This window comes from Dyella flava (genome assembly GCF_016904955.1).
GTDB classification, from domain to species: Bacteria; Pseudomonadota; Gammaproteobacteria; order Xanthomonadales; family Rhodanobacteraceae; genus Dyella_B; species Dyella_B flava.
Map to the genome: position 1 here is coordinate 25,364 of NZ_JADIKE010000037.1, position 15,247 is coordinate 40,610.

At 62.1% G+C, this 15,247-nt stretch carries 12 protein-coding genes; 8 read left to right on the forward strand and 4 right to left on the reverse strand.

Annotated elements, in window-relative coordinates; genetic code table 11:
* Positions 1-3: 3 nt before the first annotated feature.
* Entirely contained in the window at positions 4-2,838 is a 2,835-nt protein-coding gene (locus ISP19_RS13450) for an autotransporter serine protease (RefSeq protein ID WP_204682932.1), read from the reverse strand.
* 242 nt (positions 2,839-3,080) lie between these two features.
* On the opposite strand from ISP19_RS13450, the gene ISP19_RS13455 reads away from it, so the two are divergent.
* From ISP19_RS13455 to ISP19_RS13480, 6 genes are all read left to right on the forward strand, one after another.
* Entirely contained in the window at positions 3,081-4,265 is a 1,185-nt protein-coding gene (locus ISP19_RS13455; RefSeq protein WP_204682933.1) for a thiolase family protein, read from the forward strand.
* A 156-nt stretch (positions 4,266-4,421) separates the two neighbouring features.
* On the forward strand, positions 4,422-4,730 hold the full coding sequence (locus tag ISP19_RS13460; RefSeq protein ID WP_204682934.1) for a hypothetical protein: 309 nt from the start codon (positions 4,422-4,424) through the stop codon (positions 4,728-4,730).
* A 167-nt stretch (positions 4,731-4,897) separates the two neighbouring features.
* Positions 4,898-6,505, forward strand: coding sequence for a carboxyl transferase domain-containing protein (locus ISP19_RS13465; protein WP_204682935.1), 1,608 nt, complete (start codon positions 4,898-4,900; stop codon positions 6,503-6,505).
* Positions 6,506-6,572: 67 nt separating this feature from the next.
* On the forward strand, positions 6,573-8,264 hold the full coding sequence (locus ISP19_RS13470) for a molecular chaperone HscC (protein ID WP_204682936.1): 1,692 nt from the start codon (positions 6,573-6,575) through the stop codon (positions 8,262-8,264).
* A complete protein-coding gene (locus ISP19_RS13475; RefSeq protein ID WP_204682937.1) occupies positions 8,261-9,736 on the forward strand; it encodes a J domain-containing protein in 1,476 nt (491 codons plus the stop codon). Before ISP19_RS13470 ends, ISP19_RS13475 begins: the two co-directional genes overlap by 4 nt.
* A gap of 308 nt (positions 9,737-10,044) precedes the next feature.
* On the forward strand, positions 10,045-11,070 hold the full coding sequence (locus tag ISP19_RS13480; protein ID WP_204682938.1) for a phospholipase D-like domain-containing protein: 1,026 nt from the start codon (positions 10,045-10,047) through the stop codon (positions 11,068-11,070).
* Between the two features lie 113 nt (positions 11,071-11,183).
* Here the strand turns inward: ISP19_RS13480 and ISP19_RS13485 are convergent, their stop codons facing one another.
* Genes ISP19_RS13485 through ISP19_RS13495 form a run of 3 tightly spaced genes read right to left on the reverse strand, consistent with a single transcriptional unit; the run spans position 11,184 to position 13,560 of the window.
* Positions 11,184-11,486, reverse strand: a complete 303-nt coding sequence (locus ISP19_RS13485) for a DUF6587 family protein (RefSeq protein WP_204682939.1) — start codon at positions 11,484-11,486, stop codon at positions 11,184-11,186.
* Positions 11,483-13,324 (reverse strand): ferrous iron transporter B, encoded by a 1,842-nt coding sequence (gene feoB, locus ISP19_RS13490; RefSeq protein ID WP_204682940.1) that lies wholly within the window; start codon positions 13,322-13,324, stop codon positions 11,483-11,485. The genes ISP19_RS13485 and feoB overlap by 4 nt, the downstream gene beginning before the upstream one ends.
* Positions 13,321-13,560, reverse strand: a complete 240-nt coding sequence (locus ISP19_RS13495) for a FeoA family protein (protein ID WP_204682941.1) — start codon at positions 13,558-13,560, stop codon at positions 13,321-13,323. Before ISP19_RS13495 ends, feoB begins: the two co-directional genes overlap by 4 nt.
* Before the next feature lie 251 nt (positions 13,561-13,811).
* Here ISP19_RS13495 and ISP19_RS13500 point away from each other — a divergent pair, with 251 nt between their 5' ends.
* Entirely contained in the window at positions 13,812-14,606 is a 795-nt protein-coding gene (locus ISP19_RS13500) for an enoyl-CoA hydratase-related protein (RefSeq protein ID WP_204682942.1), read from the forward strand.
* Positions 14,607-14,676: 70 nt separating this feature from the next.
* The gene (locus ISP19_RS13505) at positions 14,677-15,192 is read left to right on the forward strand and encodes a cupin domain-containing protein (RefSeq protein ID WP_204682943.1); all 516 of its coding nucleotides are present in this window, start codon (positions 14,677-14,679) and stop codon (positions 15,190-15,192) included.
* Positions 15,193-15,247 lie beyond the last annotated feature (55 nt).

The window sequence follows — 15,247 nt, forward strand, 5'->3', positions numbered from 1 at the left end:
TGCCTAGAAATGCAGGCTGTAGTTCAAGGTTCCCATCGTGGCGTGTTCATGCTGCGCATCGTACTCATCGACACCGAACGACAGGTTCGAACGCATTGAGAAGCTCCAGGCGAGCGACACGCCACCGACCGTGCCATAACGCGACAGGCCGATGCCTTCGATCGGCGTGAATTGCTGCACGGCCGTGAAGCTGGCATTCGGCAGTTCGCCGTGCATCGCGAATGCGTCCTGCCACAGCAAGCGCGCCTGGAAGCTCAGGCTGGTGCCGTCGGCCATCACCCATTGACGCGAACTGCGCAGACCGAAGCCACCTTGCCAGCGCTGGATGGACTGCGCTTGCGAGATCAGGCCAAAGCCGTCGCCGCCCGATTCATCGAAGCCGTCGCGGTTGAGGCTGGCGTATTCAAGATTGGTGAACGGGGTGAGTTTCCAGCCACCGAGGTTGAGGCGATAACCGCTCTCGCCGTAGACCACGTTGTAACTGCCGTTGCTGAAGCTCGACACGCCAGCCGTCTGGCTGCCGAGAATCAGCTCGCGACGCGTATCCTGCCAATCGCTGCCGACGCCGAAGCGCCCCATCGCATACCAGTTACCCTGGACGAAGCCGCCGTAGACCATGCCTTCCAGCGCACGGCTGAAGCCCTCATCCGCGCTCTGTTCGATGTTGCCCAGACCCTGGCTCTGGCTGATCGCATAACCCACGATCGCGCCGTTGCCGAGCGCGCGATCGCCACCGACCATCGCGCCGTTGAGCTGGAAGCCCAGGCTGTCAAAGCCGCCGCGCGACATGCTGCCCTGGTAGCCCAGGTTCTGCGACCAGCTCTGGAACTTGTTGAGGCTAAGCAACTGCGGATGGTCGAGCAATTCATCGAAACGGTCGGACAGCGCCCGCGTATCGGCATCGATGGCTTCGAAGGTCATCGCCGCACTGGCCGCGTACAGCTGGCCGGACAGGCTATTCAACGACTGCTGCATTGCCGCCGCCGTTTGCGTCTGCTGAATGCTCGCGGCGCCACTGACAAAGCTGCCGGGCAAGGCTTGCGCATTGGCGCCGCTGGCGATGGCGGTGTTAATGGTATTGAAAGCACTCTGCACGCGTTCGGCCGCCGCATACGTAGCGGTGGAATATGGCAGGCCGGTGATCTGCGTCAGGTTGACTTGCTGGACATTGAGGTAGGCGTCATTGGCGTCGTAACCAAGCGTGGCCTTCAGCGCGACCGAGGGCGGCGTGGTGATGCCTGAAAACTGGCCGGTCAAACCACCGGTGGCGGTGAGTACCAACGTATGTGAGTTGGTCTGGTAACCCGAATCCGCACCGTAGACGTCCAGCCCCGCGCTGTTACTGAGAGAAGCGGTGCCGGATACCGCCAATTCAGAACCCAGCGGCACCGCCAGGTAGCCACCCGTCTGCGTGTAATTCCCGCCAACCGTGAGGTTGGTGCTGCCGACGACCAGCGCTCCGGCGTTCTGCACGCTGCCGCTGATCTTGGAAGCGCCCGACATGGCGAGCGTGCCGCTGGCGCCGATACTCACCGTTGGCGAAGCGAGCGATATCGCATTCAAGGTACCGCCCGTGACGCTGGTTGCACCGGTGAAGGTTGAGGCCTGCGTCAGGTTGAGCGAACCAGGGCCCTGCATGGTCAAGCCGCCCGCACCCGAAATGGGATTGTTCCAGCTCGATGTACCGCTGAAACTGACCGTGACATTGCCCCAGTTGAACTGCTCCGGACCGTTTACCGCCGCACCCACATTGAGCGCGCCGTAGCCAAACGTGGGATTGGGTTGCGAACCGCCCAGTGGTGTGGCTGTGCCCAACAGCGTCTGCTGCACCAGGAAGTTGGAGAAATACGGATAGGCTTGCCACACCAGCGCCGCCGCACCCGATACCTGCGGCGCGGCGAACGAGGTGCCTTCGACCAGGTAGTACGTCGGATTGGTGGTAGAGGCGAGGGTATCTTTATCCAGCACCACGACATCACCCGGCGCAGCCAGGCAGTAGTTCATGGCGATGCCGCACTTGTTCGAATAACTGTCGAGCTGGGTCGGACTGTTGCTGTTGAGCGCGACCGCCACCAGCCAACCTTGCTGAAGCGCAGGATCGTTCGCGACGGAGGGCAGCGACGCGATGGTGCTTGGATTGGCTGCCGAGTCGTTGCCCGCCGCAAACACCACCAGGCCGTTGTGCTGCTCGACGAAGGGCGCATAAGCCTGATCGAAGGCCGCGGTCGTCGCCGTATCCGAGCTGCTCCAGGTAATGCCGCCCCAGGAGTTGTTCATGACCTGCACGCCGGCGCTGATCAATTGCTGGTTGACCTGGCCCAGCGGCGTGGCGTCGGAAGGTACTACCTGGGTTGGCGGAGTCGAGCCGTTATCGTCCGGCGCGTTGTCGTCGATGATGCGTGCCGATACCAGGTCGGCGCCTGGCGCAATACCACCGGCAAAGCCCTGATAAGGAACGCCTGCGGCAATCTCCGACACCCAGGTGCCATGTCCGACCACGTCGGGAATGCTGGTGTTGTTGGTCGACGGATCGACGTCGATGAATTCTTGAATCACGCGTCCGGCGACAGCCGGATTGTTCGGCATGATGCCGCTGTCGACGATGCCGATGGTGACCCCTGCACCGGTATAACCGGCATTGTGTGCGGCGGCGGCATTCGTTTCCGCAATCTGTGCCGTCTGCTGTTGCGGTGTGACGGTAACGCTGCTGGACGTGGGTGACGGCGACGGCGCCACGTTGCTGTTGCCGCCGCCTCCTCCGCAGGCGCTTAAACCGAGCGAAAGCGAAATCAGGATGGCGATTTCGCGGCGACGCAAAACCTGCATTCCCATTGCCATAGAACTTACCCCTAAGTCCGCAATGTTGGTCCCCACAACACGTCGGATTGCCGCTACTCCAGTTACGACATCCGGTCTATAGCTTATTCGCTCGCTTTGTGTTTTTGGGAGCTCCCGAGCACGTGATTTCTCACGAAAACCCGGATTTGCTGCTTTGCATCGAAGGCGCGATAATTCCGCAAGTTTTTTCCCCCAGCGTTGCCCTTGGCGGGGTGCGCATCAAAGCTCCTTCGGAGACCATCATGTCGGACGTCAGCGTTGTTATTGCAGGTGCCAAGCGCACTGCCATCGGCTCCTTCCTCGGCCAGTTCACTGGCGTACCCTCCCCCAAGCTCGGCGCAACCGCGATTCGCGCGGCGCTCGAACAGGCCGGCGTTGCTGTCGGCGATGTCAGCGAAGTGATCATGGGCTGCGTGCTGCCTGCCAACCTCGGTCAGGCCCCCGCCCGCCAGGCATCGCTGCACGCCGGTTTGCCGGTCGGCACCGGCTGCACCACGGTCAACAAGGTCTGCGGTTCGGGCATGAAGGCCATCATGCTGGGCCATGACCTGATCAAGGCCGGCTCGGCCGCCGTCGTGGTGGCCGGCGGCATGGAGTCGATGACCAACGCTCCGCACATGGTCAACGCCCGTGGCGGCATCCGCTATGGTGACGGCCAGCTGGTCGACCACATGGCGTGGGACGGCCTGGTCAATCCCTACGACGGCAAGGCCATGGGCGTGTTCGGCGAACTGTGCGCCGACAAGTACCACTTCAGCCGTGAAGAGCAGGACGCTTACGCCATCGAATCGGTGAGGCGTTCCCAGGCTGCCCAGGCTTCCGGCGCGTTTGCCGATGAAATCGTGCCGGTGACCGTGTCCGGCCGCAAAGGCGACGTGCAGGTCGATACCGACGAACAGCCGGGCCGCTCCGACATCGGCAAGATCCCCTCGCTCAAGCCCGCGTTCCGCAAGGAAAACGGCACCATCACCGCCGCCAGTTCGTCGAGCATCTCCGACGGTGCGGCCGCGGTGATCCTGCTGTCGGCCGATGATGCCAAGGCTCGCGGCATCAAGCCGCTGGCCCGCATCGTCGCCCATGCCACCCACTCGCAGGAACCGGAGTGGTTCACCACCGCGCCGGTGGCAGCCATCAGCAAGGTGCTGGACAAGGCCGGCTGGAAAGTGGGTGACGTGGACCTGTTCGAGATCAATGAAGCCTTCGCCGTGGTGGCCATGACGCCGATGCGTGAGCTGGGCATCCCGCATGACAAGCTCAACGTCAATGGCGGTGCCTGTGCACTGGGCCATCCGATCGGCGCCAGCGGCGCCCGCCTGGTGGTCACTTTGCTCAACGCCTTGAAAACGCGTGGTTTGCGCCGCGGGGTTGCATCCCTGTGCATCGGCGGTGGCGAAGCCACGGCTATCGCGGTGGAGCGTCTGGATTAGACTGTCTCCCCGCGTATCCCGTCTGGCGGGTGGTCAATCTCTCGCCAGCGGGTTAATGCGGCATAAAAGTTGTTCATAAAACTGGTAGCGCCCTTAACACGAACGCGCTATTAATAATCGTGCCAATTGGCATTCCACGGCTAAGGAGATTCCATCATGAAGTTCACGCGTACCCTTCTCGCCTCCGCGCTTGTCGCGCTGCTGGCGGCTTGCAGCAATGGCGCGCAGGATGCCGCGCAGGACGCACAGAAGTCGGCTGATCAGGCCCAGCAAGCAGCTTCGCAGGCTGCTGACCAGGCTCAGAAGGCCGCTGCTTCCGCTTCCACCGCTGCCGCTCCGGCTGCTGCTCCGGCTTCCACCGCCGCTGCTCCGGCTGCCGCCCCGGCTTCCACCGCTGCTGCTGCTCCGGCTGCTGGCGATGCGATGAAGAGCACTGCTGCCAAGGACGCCTCGAAGGGTAACTAATCCTTCGTTTCAGGCCTCCATGAAACCGGCCGCCCCTGGCGGCCGGTTTTTTTATGGGCCTTGGTCGGGACACTTTTGCGCCGGGTCAAGCTGCGAGCGCAAATGCAGAAGGACTATCCGCGCCGTTATCATCCACCATTTACCCCCGACGGTCGCAGTACGAAACCATGAGCGTCCTCACCTCGCAGATCGATCCCCGTTCCCCCGAATTCCAAGCCAGCAGCACGCAGCTGCGCACCCTGGTCGACGACCTGCATCGTGAGCTGGGCCGCAGCGCCGAAGGCGGTGGCGCCAAGGCGCGCGACAAGCACACCGCCCGCGGCAAGCTGCTTCCGCGCGAACGTATCCGCGCCCTGCTCGATCCAGGCTCGCCGTTCCTCGAACTGTCTCCCCTCGCCGCACACGGCATGTACGACGATGCGGCCCCGGCGGCCGGGATCATCACCGGCATCGGCCATGTGCATGGGGCCGAAGTGGTGATTGTGGCCAACGACGCCACGGTCAAGGGCGGCACCTACTTCCCGATGACGGTGAAAAAGCATCTGCGTGCGCAGGAAGTGGCGCTGGAAAACCGCCTGCCCTGCATTTACCTGGTCGATTCCGGCGGCGCCTTCCTGCCGATGCAGGACGAGGTGTTTCCGGACAAGGAACACTTCGGACGCATTTTCTACAACCAGGCGCGCATGTCGGGCCTGGGCATTCCGCAGATCGCCGTGGTGATGGGTTCCTGCACCGCCGGCGGCGCTTACGTGCCCGCCATGAGCGACGAAACCATCATCGTGCGCGAACAGGGCACCATCTTCCTCGGCGGCCCGCCGTTGGTGAAAGCGGCGACCGGCGAGGTGGTGGACGCCGAGGCACTGGGCGGCGCGGACGTGCACACCAGCACGTCCGGCGTGGCCGACCACTTTGCCGAAAACGATGCCCACGCACTGTCGATTGCGCGCGATATCGTCGCCAGCCTCAACCGCAAGAAGAGCATGCCGCTTGCCCTGCAGGCACCGGCCGAGCCGCGCTATGCCGCCGAAGAGCTGTATGGCGTGATTCCGCTGGACACGCGCCGCCCGTTCGATATCCGCGAAGTGATCGCTCGCATTGTCGACGGCTCCGAGTTCCACGAATTCAAGGCCCGCTACGGCAAGACGCTGGTCTGCGGCTTCGCGCACATTCACGGTTACCCCGTCGGCATCGTCGCCAACAACGGCATCCTGTTTTCCGAATCGGCGCTCAAGGGCGCGCACTTCATCGAGCTGTGCAATCAGCGCAACGTGCCGCTGGTGTTCCTGCAGAACATCACCGGCTTCATGGTCGGCAAGAAATACGAGAACGCCGGCATCGCCAAAGACGGCGCGAAGATGGTCACCGCGGTGGCCTGTTCGCATGTGCCGAAATTCACCGTGGTGATCGGCGGCAGCTTCGGCGCCGGCAACTACGCCATGTGCGGCCGGGCCTATGGCGCACGATTCCTGTGGATGTGGCCGAATGCGCGCATCAGCGTGATGGGTGGCGAGCAGGCGGCCAGCGTGCTGGCGACGGTCAAGCGTGATGGCCTCGAAGCCTCCGGCAAGAGCTGGAGCTCGGAAGAAGAAGATGCCTTCAAGACGCCGATCCGCGACCAGTATGAGCGCCAAGGGCATCCCTACTACGCCAGCGCGCGCTTGTGGGACGACGGCATCATCGATCCGGCCGATACGCGCCGCGTGTTGGGGCTGGCAATTTCTGCATCCTTGAATGCGCCGATCGAGCCACAACGCTACGGTGTATTCCGCATGTAATCGGCATCCATGGCCCAATGGCCGGACGACCACGTAGCCAAGGAATGTTTCAGGGGGACGTTTTTGCATGATCGTCGGCATTGATCTGGGCACCACGCATTCGCTTATCGGTTACTACAGCGATGCGGGACCGCAGCTCTTTCGCAACGCACTGGGTGACTTCCTGACACCGTCGGTAGTCAGCGTCGACGAAGACGGGCACATGCTGGTCGGGGATGCGGCACGCGATCGTCTGATCAGCCATCCGGCCTCGACTGTCGCCGCGTTCAAGCGCTGGATGGGCACGGCTCGCGAAACACAGTTGGGCGAACGCCGTTTCCGCCCGGAGGAATTATCCGCCCTGGTGCTGCGCTCCCTGCTTGCCGATGCCGAGGCGGCACTGGGCGAAAAAGTACGCGAGGCCGTTATCAGCGTGCCGGCTTATTTCTCGGATGCGCAACGCAAAGCGACTCGTGCGTCAGGAGAACTGGCCGGCATCAAGGTGGAGCGCCTGATCAACGAACCCACCGCCGCCGCGCTCGCCTACGGCTTGCAGGAGCGACAGGAAGGCAGCCGATTCCTGGTGTTCGATCTCGGCGGCGGCACCTTCGATGTATCAGTGCTGGAGATGTTCGAAGGCGTAGTTGAAGTGCACGCCAGCGCCGGTGACAACTATCTGGGTGGCGAAGACTTTCTTGAGCTGCTGCAAAACGCCTGCCTGGCCGACCTGAAACTTCAGGCCGACGATTTCTCACCGGTGGAGCGCGGCGTGTTGCGCCGCCGTCTGGAAACGGCAAAGCGCAGCCTCAGCCAACATCACGAGGCAAGCATCGAGTGCCAGATCGGCAGGCATGACATCCGCTGGAACATCGATCAGGGCCGTTTCCTGTATCTGGCCGATCCCCTGCTGCAGCGCATGCGGGCGCCGCTGGAACGCGCACTGCGCGATGCGCGGCTGCGCCCGGATCAGCTCAGTGAAATCGTGCTGGTTGGCGGCGCCAGCCGCATGCCGCTCGTATCACGCCTGATTGCGCGCATGTTCGGCAAACTCCCGCTGCGTCACATCAATCCGGATGAAGCCATTGCGCTGGGCGCGTGCGTCGCCTCAGGCCTGAAGCGCCGCCATGCCAAACTGGAAGAAATCATCCTGACCGATGTATGCCCCTACACCCTGGGCGTGGAAGTCGGGCAACGCGATGCACAAGGTCATGTACAGAATGGCTTGTTCTCGCCGATCATCCAGCGCAACAGCGTGGTACCGATCAGCCGGGAAAGCAGCTACTGGCCGATGATCGAGCAGCAGGCTCGCCTGACCCTGAAGGTATACCAGGGCGAAAACCCACTGGTCGCCAACAACATCAAGCTGGGTGAGCTGGATATTCCACTCAACCCGAACTTGCCCCTCACGCAGAATGAAGTGGTCGTCCGCTTCACCTATGACATCAACGGCGTGCTGCAGATCGAAGCCACGCCGAAAGCCAGCGGGCTGCGACACGAACTGGTGCTGGAGCAGAATCCCGGCATGTTGAGCGCGGCAGAGATCCACTCGCGTCTCGCCGTATTGTCGGAACTGAAAATCCACCCACGTATCAAGCAGGAAAACATTGCTCTGCTGGCGCGCGCGGAACGCCTGTTCGAAGAACACCTCGCGGCACGGCAAGTGCTGCAACAATGGATCGGGCAGTTCCGCCAGACCCTGGAAAGCCAGGATGAACGACTGATCCAGGAACACCGACAGAACTTCAGCAGCGCCCTGGACTCGCTGGAAGCGAAGCTTTGAACTGGGCGTTCGAGTTGCTGGGGTTGCCCCTGGATGCAGACGCCGCAAGCATCAAGCGCGCCTATGCTCGCCTGTTGCGTACGACACGGCCCGATGACGATCCTGAAGCGTTCCAGCGGCTGCACGCGGCGTACAAATCAGCCTTGGCGAAGGCGGGCAAGTCACCCGTCCCTGCGGCACAGCCCAGCGAGCAAACCCTCTCCAGCACCGGCTCGCCATCACCCGCAGCAGCCGGCGACACCCCGGCTGGCGCAGCACAACGCACGCACGAACCCATCACGCAACCAGCGCCACCGGCGGCGCCAATCGTCAATATCGGCGCGCTCGCCCATGAAGTGATTCGCACTGCGATACATGCCGATAGCAGCCGGGACCTCAGTTCCTGGCTGCAATCGCGCCAGGATTTCTGGTCCATTCTGGTCAAACAGCAAACTGGCCAAATCGTCATACAGCGCTTGTTCCAACAGCCGCAATCGATGTCTGCCGACTGCCTGGACACGCTGTTGCGCTTCTTCGACCTGGATCACGTGCTGTCGGGCATCAATCCGTTTGCGCTGCAGCGGCTGCGACGGCAGCAATCCTTGCAGTGGGAGCTGATGCCGGAGCATCACTACGAGCTTGCGCAACGAATCCAGTTGCGACGTCATGGCCGGCCGGACATGGAGACCCTGAAGCTATACCTGCAACTTTTGCAGCAGCCTCTTGATTGGTTGAAGGCCGTGAAGATAGCTCTGCATCGAGGCGCCGTCGATCGCATCGGGCACTTTCTATACGCACTCTGCCAAGGGCACATCAATGATCTGCCCGCTTCATTCAACCAACGCAGCGTGCTGTTTTGGTACAAGGCCACGCCGCGCGCCGGGGCGATGAGCTGGCCGCGCTTCGCCATCAACTCATTGCGCGTCACGGCTATCGGGCTTGCGTGCGCACTGCTTACCACCGCCGTATTCCTTGCCGACTTTGCGACAGGAGGCATGCCAGGAAGGGATGCACTACGCTTCTCCACCACGTTTTCGCTCACCATCATGGGCAGCCTGATCAGCCTTTGGCTGCTCTTCGCAGGCTGGATATATGTGGACCACTGGCAGGGCCTTCCGGAATCCGCACCATCCCGTCTGCCCTGGTTGCGGCGACTGATCATCCCGGTGCTCTGCGCTATCGGCTTCACTCTGTACCAGACAGGTGCCCCAACTTTTCTCGCAGGCCCGTTGGTATTTGCGAGCCTCGTGCTGGCAGTGCGCCGATTCCGGAGACGTTCCATCCAGCGCACCTCCAAACGGGCATGGCGCATCGGCGCGACGGCGCCGGGAATCGCCTTCTTATGTATCGTCATCTTCAACGCGTTCACGCAAGTGCAAATTGATTCCGACCTGCCGTTCATGACCGCTGCCGTCTGCATCACATTCGGCACCTGGTTTGCAGACATGTGGCGTCATCGCGCCCACCTGCATCCGAAACTGGCGCGCCGATAGTCGAACATGCTCGTGTCGCGTAAGCGTTGCGCAAGTTCGCGTACACCGTTTCATCACATCCACGGATTATTCACGTTCACCGAAACGTGACGAAGGCGCACACCGCTTAAACAGACACGGCGCGTGCAATCCCACAGAAAGATCCATGTCATCCGCGGCAGTTCATATCGCCGCTTCGGCTGCGGCGCGCATGTGCGCCGTCATTGGGAAAGACCGGATGGACCGGTCGGCCGAAGCCGCCCAGGGAGAGCGGCAGTCGATAACGCAGGGAGATGCGTCCACTTTCATTCGACGATAAGGACCAAATCATGAAAAGCCGTTGTGAGCGTTCCATCTTCGCAAAGACCGCCCTTTCCGCCGCACTGGTCGCTGCCTGCGCTTTCGGCGCTGCATTGCCCGCTGCGGCGCAGACCGGCACGCAGACGCTGCTGATTGAACCCGATCAAGGCATGACGTCGGTCTACAACCTGATCAACTCAGCGAAGTCGACCATCGACATGACGATGTACGAATTGCAGGACACCACCGCGCAGAATGATCTTTGCAACGCTGCGGCTCGTGGCGTCACCGTTCGCGTGATCCTCGACGTGAATGATGAGGAGAGCAACAACACCGCCGCCTACGGTCAGCTGAAGGATTGCGGCGTGAATGTGGAATGGGCCTGGACCAAGTACGAAGCCACGCACCAGAAGACCATCACCATTGACGCCGCGACCTCGAACGCACAGACGGCGATCATGACGCTGAACCTGACCAGCCGCTACTACAGCACCACCCGCGACTTTGCGGTGTTCGAGAACGATGCCAACGACATCTCCGCGATCGAAACCACCTTCAACAAGGACTTCGCGCACGCGACGGTCACTCCGCCTGATGGCGACGACCTGGTGTGGAGCCCGACCAACTCCGAATCGTCCCTGCTCGCCATCATCAACAACGCCCAGACCAGCCTGCTGGTCGAAAATGAAGAGATGAGTGACAGCGCCATCGTCGAGGCATTGGAAAATGCCGCTGAGAATGGCGTGAGTGTGACGGTGGTGATGACCAACGACGATAACGAATACGCCAGCGAATTCGATGAACTGGCCGACGCCGGGGTGAACATCAGCACCTATCCGGACAACAGTACCTCGCTGTACATCCACGCCAAGGCCATCGTGGCCGACTACGGCGCATCCAACCAGGTTGCCTTCGTGGGTTCGGAGAACTTCTCCAGCGCCTCGCTCACCAAGAACCGCGAGCTGGGCCTGACCACGACCAATACGAGCATTATCTCCGGGCTCGAAACTACGATGAGCAGCGACTACTCGGGCGGCACGCCCTGGTCGGAGTGATTTAAGTTCTAGGCTTCAGGCTCCCCCTTTTCGCAGGGGAGGAAAGCCGGGGAGATAAGGGTGTTGCTTGGGTTGCCCCGGACTTTGTCCGGGGTAATCCAACCTACGTAGGATTAGTCGCGACGCGGACGAAATTCCAACGGCACCGCATCACCCTTCGCGTTCGCCGGCGGCTTCGGACCGCAAGCGCCGCAGGTACTGCAACCATCGCTGCAACTACCGGTGGCCTGCTTCGGCTGCAAGTGACGGCCGAAGGCACGCACCACGGTGGAGTGCCCCGGCTGACTGAGGTGAATCGACGCGGAGGCCAGCCAGCGGTTGGTCAGCAGCGGTGCCAGTTTGCGGAACGCGTACAACGCACTGGCCAGCACGATCAGCGCGATCACGATGTACTGGATAAGCAGGCTCGTGTTCACAGGAACAACCTCGTCACCTGATAGGTGATAAAGGACGCCGCATACGCCACGGCGAACATGTAACTGAAGGAGATCGCCACGTTGCGCCAGGAGTTCGTCTCGCGACGAATCACCGCCAGCGTGGACATGCATTGCGGCGCGAAGGCAAACCACACCAACAGGGACAGCGCACTGGCCAGCGAGAAGTTCGCGGTCAGGGCATGCGCAAGTCCACCCGTTTGCGCATCGCCACCCACGGCATAGACGGTCGCCAGCGCAGCCACCGCAGTTTCACGCGCGGCAAAGGCAGGAATGAGCGAGAGGCTGATCTGCCAGTTGAAACCCAGCGGCGCGAAGATGAACTGCAACCCACGCCCCAGGTAACCGGCAATGCTGTAATCGATGGCCGGCCCGGCAGCACCCGCGGGCGGCGACGGGAACGTGGAGATAAACCACATTAACACGGTCAGCGCGAGAATCACGCCAGTCAGGCGCTTCAGGAAGATGACACTGCGCTCCCACAGTCCGATCACCACGTCACGCGGTTGCGGTACGCGGTACGAAGGCAGTTCCATCAGCAACGCATGTTCGCTGCGGTCCTTGCGCATATGCTTGATCACCCAGCCGACCAGCATCGCGCCCAGAATGCCTGCGACATACAGTGCGAACAGCACCAGCCCCTGCAGGTTGAACACGCCGAGCACGCGATGCATGGGAATGAAGGCGCCAATCAGCAGCGCATACACCGGCAGGCGCGCCGAACAGGTCATCAGCGGCGCCACCAGAATGGTGGTCAGTCGATCGCGCGGATCCTGGATGCTGCGCGTGCCCATGATGCCGGGAATCGCGCAGGCGAAGCTTGATAGCAGCGGGATAAAGGAGCGCCCGGTAAGCCCCACCGAAAGCATCATGCGATCCAGCAGGAACGCGGCACGCGGCAGGTAGCCCGATTCTTCCAGTACAAGAATAAAGAAGAACAGCACCAGGATTTCCGGCAGAAAGCCGAGCACGGTGCCAAGGCCGGTACAGAGGCCGTCTTTCAGCAAGCCTTGCAGCGGACCTTCCGGCAGCCAGATGGCCAGATGCGCGCCGATCCAGTCGAAACCATCACCGATCGCATCACTCATCGGCTTGCCGATCGAGTACACCGCCTGGAACACCAGGAACATCACCACGGCAAGAATCATCAAACCGAGCACCGGATGCAGCGCCCAACGGTCGAGCGCGTCATCCAAGGCCGCCGTTGCGCGCGGCATGCGCACGGTCGCATCCAGCAGTGCACGCACTTGCGCATGCAGGCCGGCACGGCTGGCCGCATCGTCCGGCATCGCCGGAGCGGCGACCGGCACCTCGCCATCCACGCGCTGGATCAGCGCGCTTGCGCCGCCACGCTTCACGGCGATGGTTTCCACCACCGGCAGGCCGAGGCGTCGCTGCAGTTCTGGAATATCGATTTCGATGCCGCGACGACGCGCGGTATCCATCATGTTCAGCGCCAGCACCACCGGGCGACCCAGGCGCTTCACTTCCAGCACGAAGCGCAGATGCAGGCGCAGGTTGGTGGCATCGGCCACGCATATGATCAGATCCGGTGCCGCTTCGCCGGGATAATTGCCTTCCAGCACGTTGCGGGTGATCTGCTCGTCGGGGCTGGTGGCGTCGAAGCTGTAAGTGCCCGGCAGATCCAGGATCTGCAGCACACGACCGGACGGCGCGGTGAAGCGGCCTTCCTTGCGTTCAACCGTCACGCCGGCGTAATTGGCGACCTTCTGGCGACCGCCGGTGAGCTGGTTGAACAGCGCCGTCTTGCCGCAATTGGGATTGCCAACCAGGGCAATGCGCAGGGTGCCGGTGCTCATGCAACCTCCTGCACGGTGACGCGCGCCGCCTCGGTGCGGCGCAGGGCAAAACGGGTATAGCCGATCTGGACCAGCAGCGGATCCGCGCCCACCGGCCCGTACGCCACCAGCCTCACCTGCTCGCCCTCGACAAAGCCCAGGTCGCGCAGGCGCTGCGCGATCGGGTCATTGGCTTGGGCATCTTCAACTCGTTCAACCACAGCAGAAGCACCTTTCGGCAAGTCACACAGGCGCACGGTTGTTACGCTTCTAAATAAGAATGGTTCGCATTGTACTGGTTTTTCACGTACGTTGCAGTGGGGAGTCAGGGATAGGCTGCGGGGAGGGGGCGAGCGGTGCGGGTCCAGGTACATTCGCTCGAGTTGGGTTCCGGTAACACCGGCAAGGTTGTTGTCGTGGCAGACGCGCTTCGCGCCATGCCCAGGCGACATCGCTATCCGCCCGCGCTCCTTTAAGATGCGCCGGCCCGACCAAGGATTTCTCACCCATGTCCTCCTCCGTCCAAGTCGCCGACCATGCCGGCATCCGCGAACTTCGTCTCAACCGCCCAGAAGTGCACAACGCTTTCGACGACCGGTTGATTGCCGACCTGACTGCCGCCCTGCAGGCAGCCGGCCAGGATCCCGCCGTGCGGGTGGTGGTGTTGACCGGCGTGGGCGCCAGTTTTTCCGCCGGCGCCGATCTAAACTGGATGCGCGGCATGGCCAAGGCCAGCGAGATGGAAAACCGCGAGGATTCGCTGCGCCTCGCGGCGCTGATGCGCACCCTGCAATTCCTGCCCAAGCCAACGATCGCCCGCGTCAACGGCGCTGCTTACGGCGGCGGCGTGGGGTTGATTGCCTGCTGTGACATCGCGATTGGCGTGAACACGGCCAAGTTCGGCCTGACCGAGGTCAAGCTTGGCCTGGTGCCCGCTGTGATTTCGCCGTATGTCATTGCGGCGATCGGTATGCGCCATGCGCGCCGCCTGTTCCTGACCGGCGAAATCTTCGACGCCGATACCGCCGCGCAGATCGGCTTGCTGCATCAGGCCGTACCGGCGGAATACCTGGATGACACGGTACACAACGTACTCAAGATGCTCGCCAAAGCCGGGCCGGTGGCACAGCACGAGGCCAAGCGTCTGGCCTTTGGCATGCACGGCCAGACGGAAGACGTCGTCGAGCGTGTCGATCATGACAATGCCGCGCTGATTGCGCGCTTGCGCGTATCGGCGGAAGGACAGGAAGGGCTCAGCGCCTTCCTCGACAAACGTGCGCCCGCCTGGACGCACGACCACTGACATCACGCTGGCAGCAGGCTGTGCAAGGCTATCGGCACCTGCCTTTCAACGCTTGATTCGGAGTCGCCGCATGAAACGCATCCTCAATATCGCCGATATCGAACTGCAACCCTTCCCACCGGGCTTTGGCCCTACGGGCGACACTGCGCAACGTTTCGAGGCGCGCATGGGCCGCATCTCGCTGGCGCTTGGCGCACAGAGGCTGGGCTATAACGTCACGGCCGTACCGCCGGGGAAGCGCGCATTTCCCCTGCACAATCATCGCGTAAACGAAGAAATGTTCTTTGTCCTGGAAGGTGAAGGCGAAATTCGCATCGGTGCCGAGCGGTATCCGATCCGCCAAGGCGACATCATCGCCTGCCCGCCCGGCGGCCCTGAAAGCGCGCACCAGATCATCAACACCGGCACCGTCGAAATGCGCTACCTGGCGGTAAGCAGCAAGCTTTCGCCGGAGATCTGCGAATACCCCGATTCCAACAAGTACGGCATTCTGGGTGAATTTGGCGCTGACCAGGAAGGCAAGCCGCAAGTTATCCGCGTCGTCGTGCGCCAGGGCGAGAATGTCGATTATTGGGAAGGTGAATAGCTGAAAGTCTGGCGTCAAAGCCACGTTACTTTTCCGTCTTCCCTTTGCCACTCAT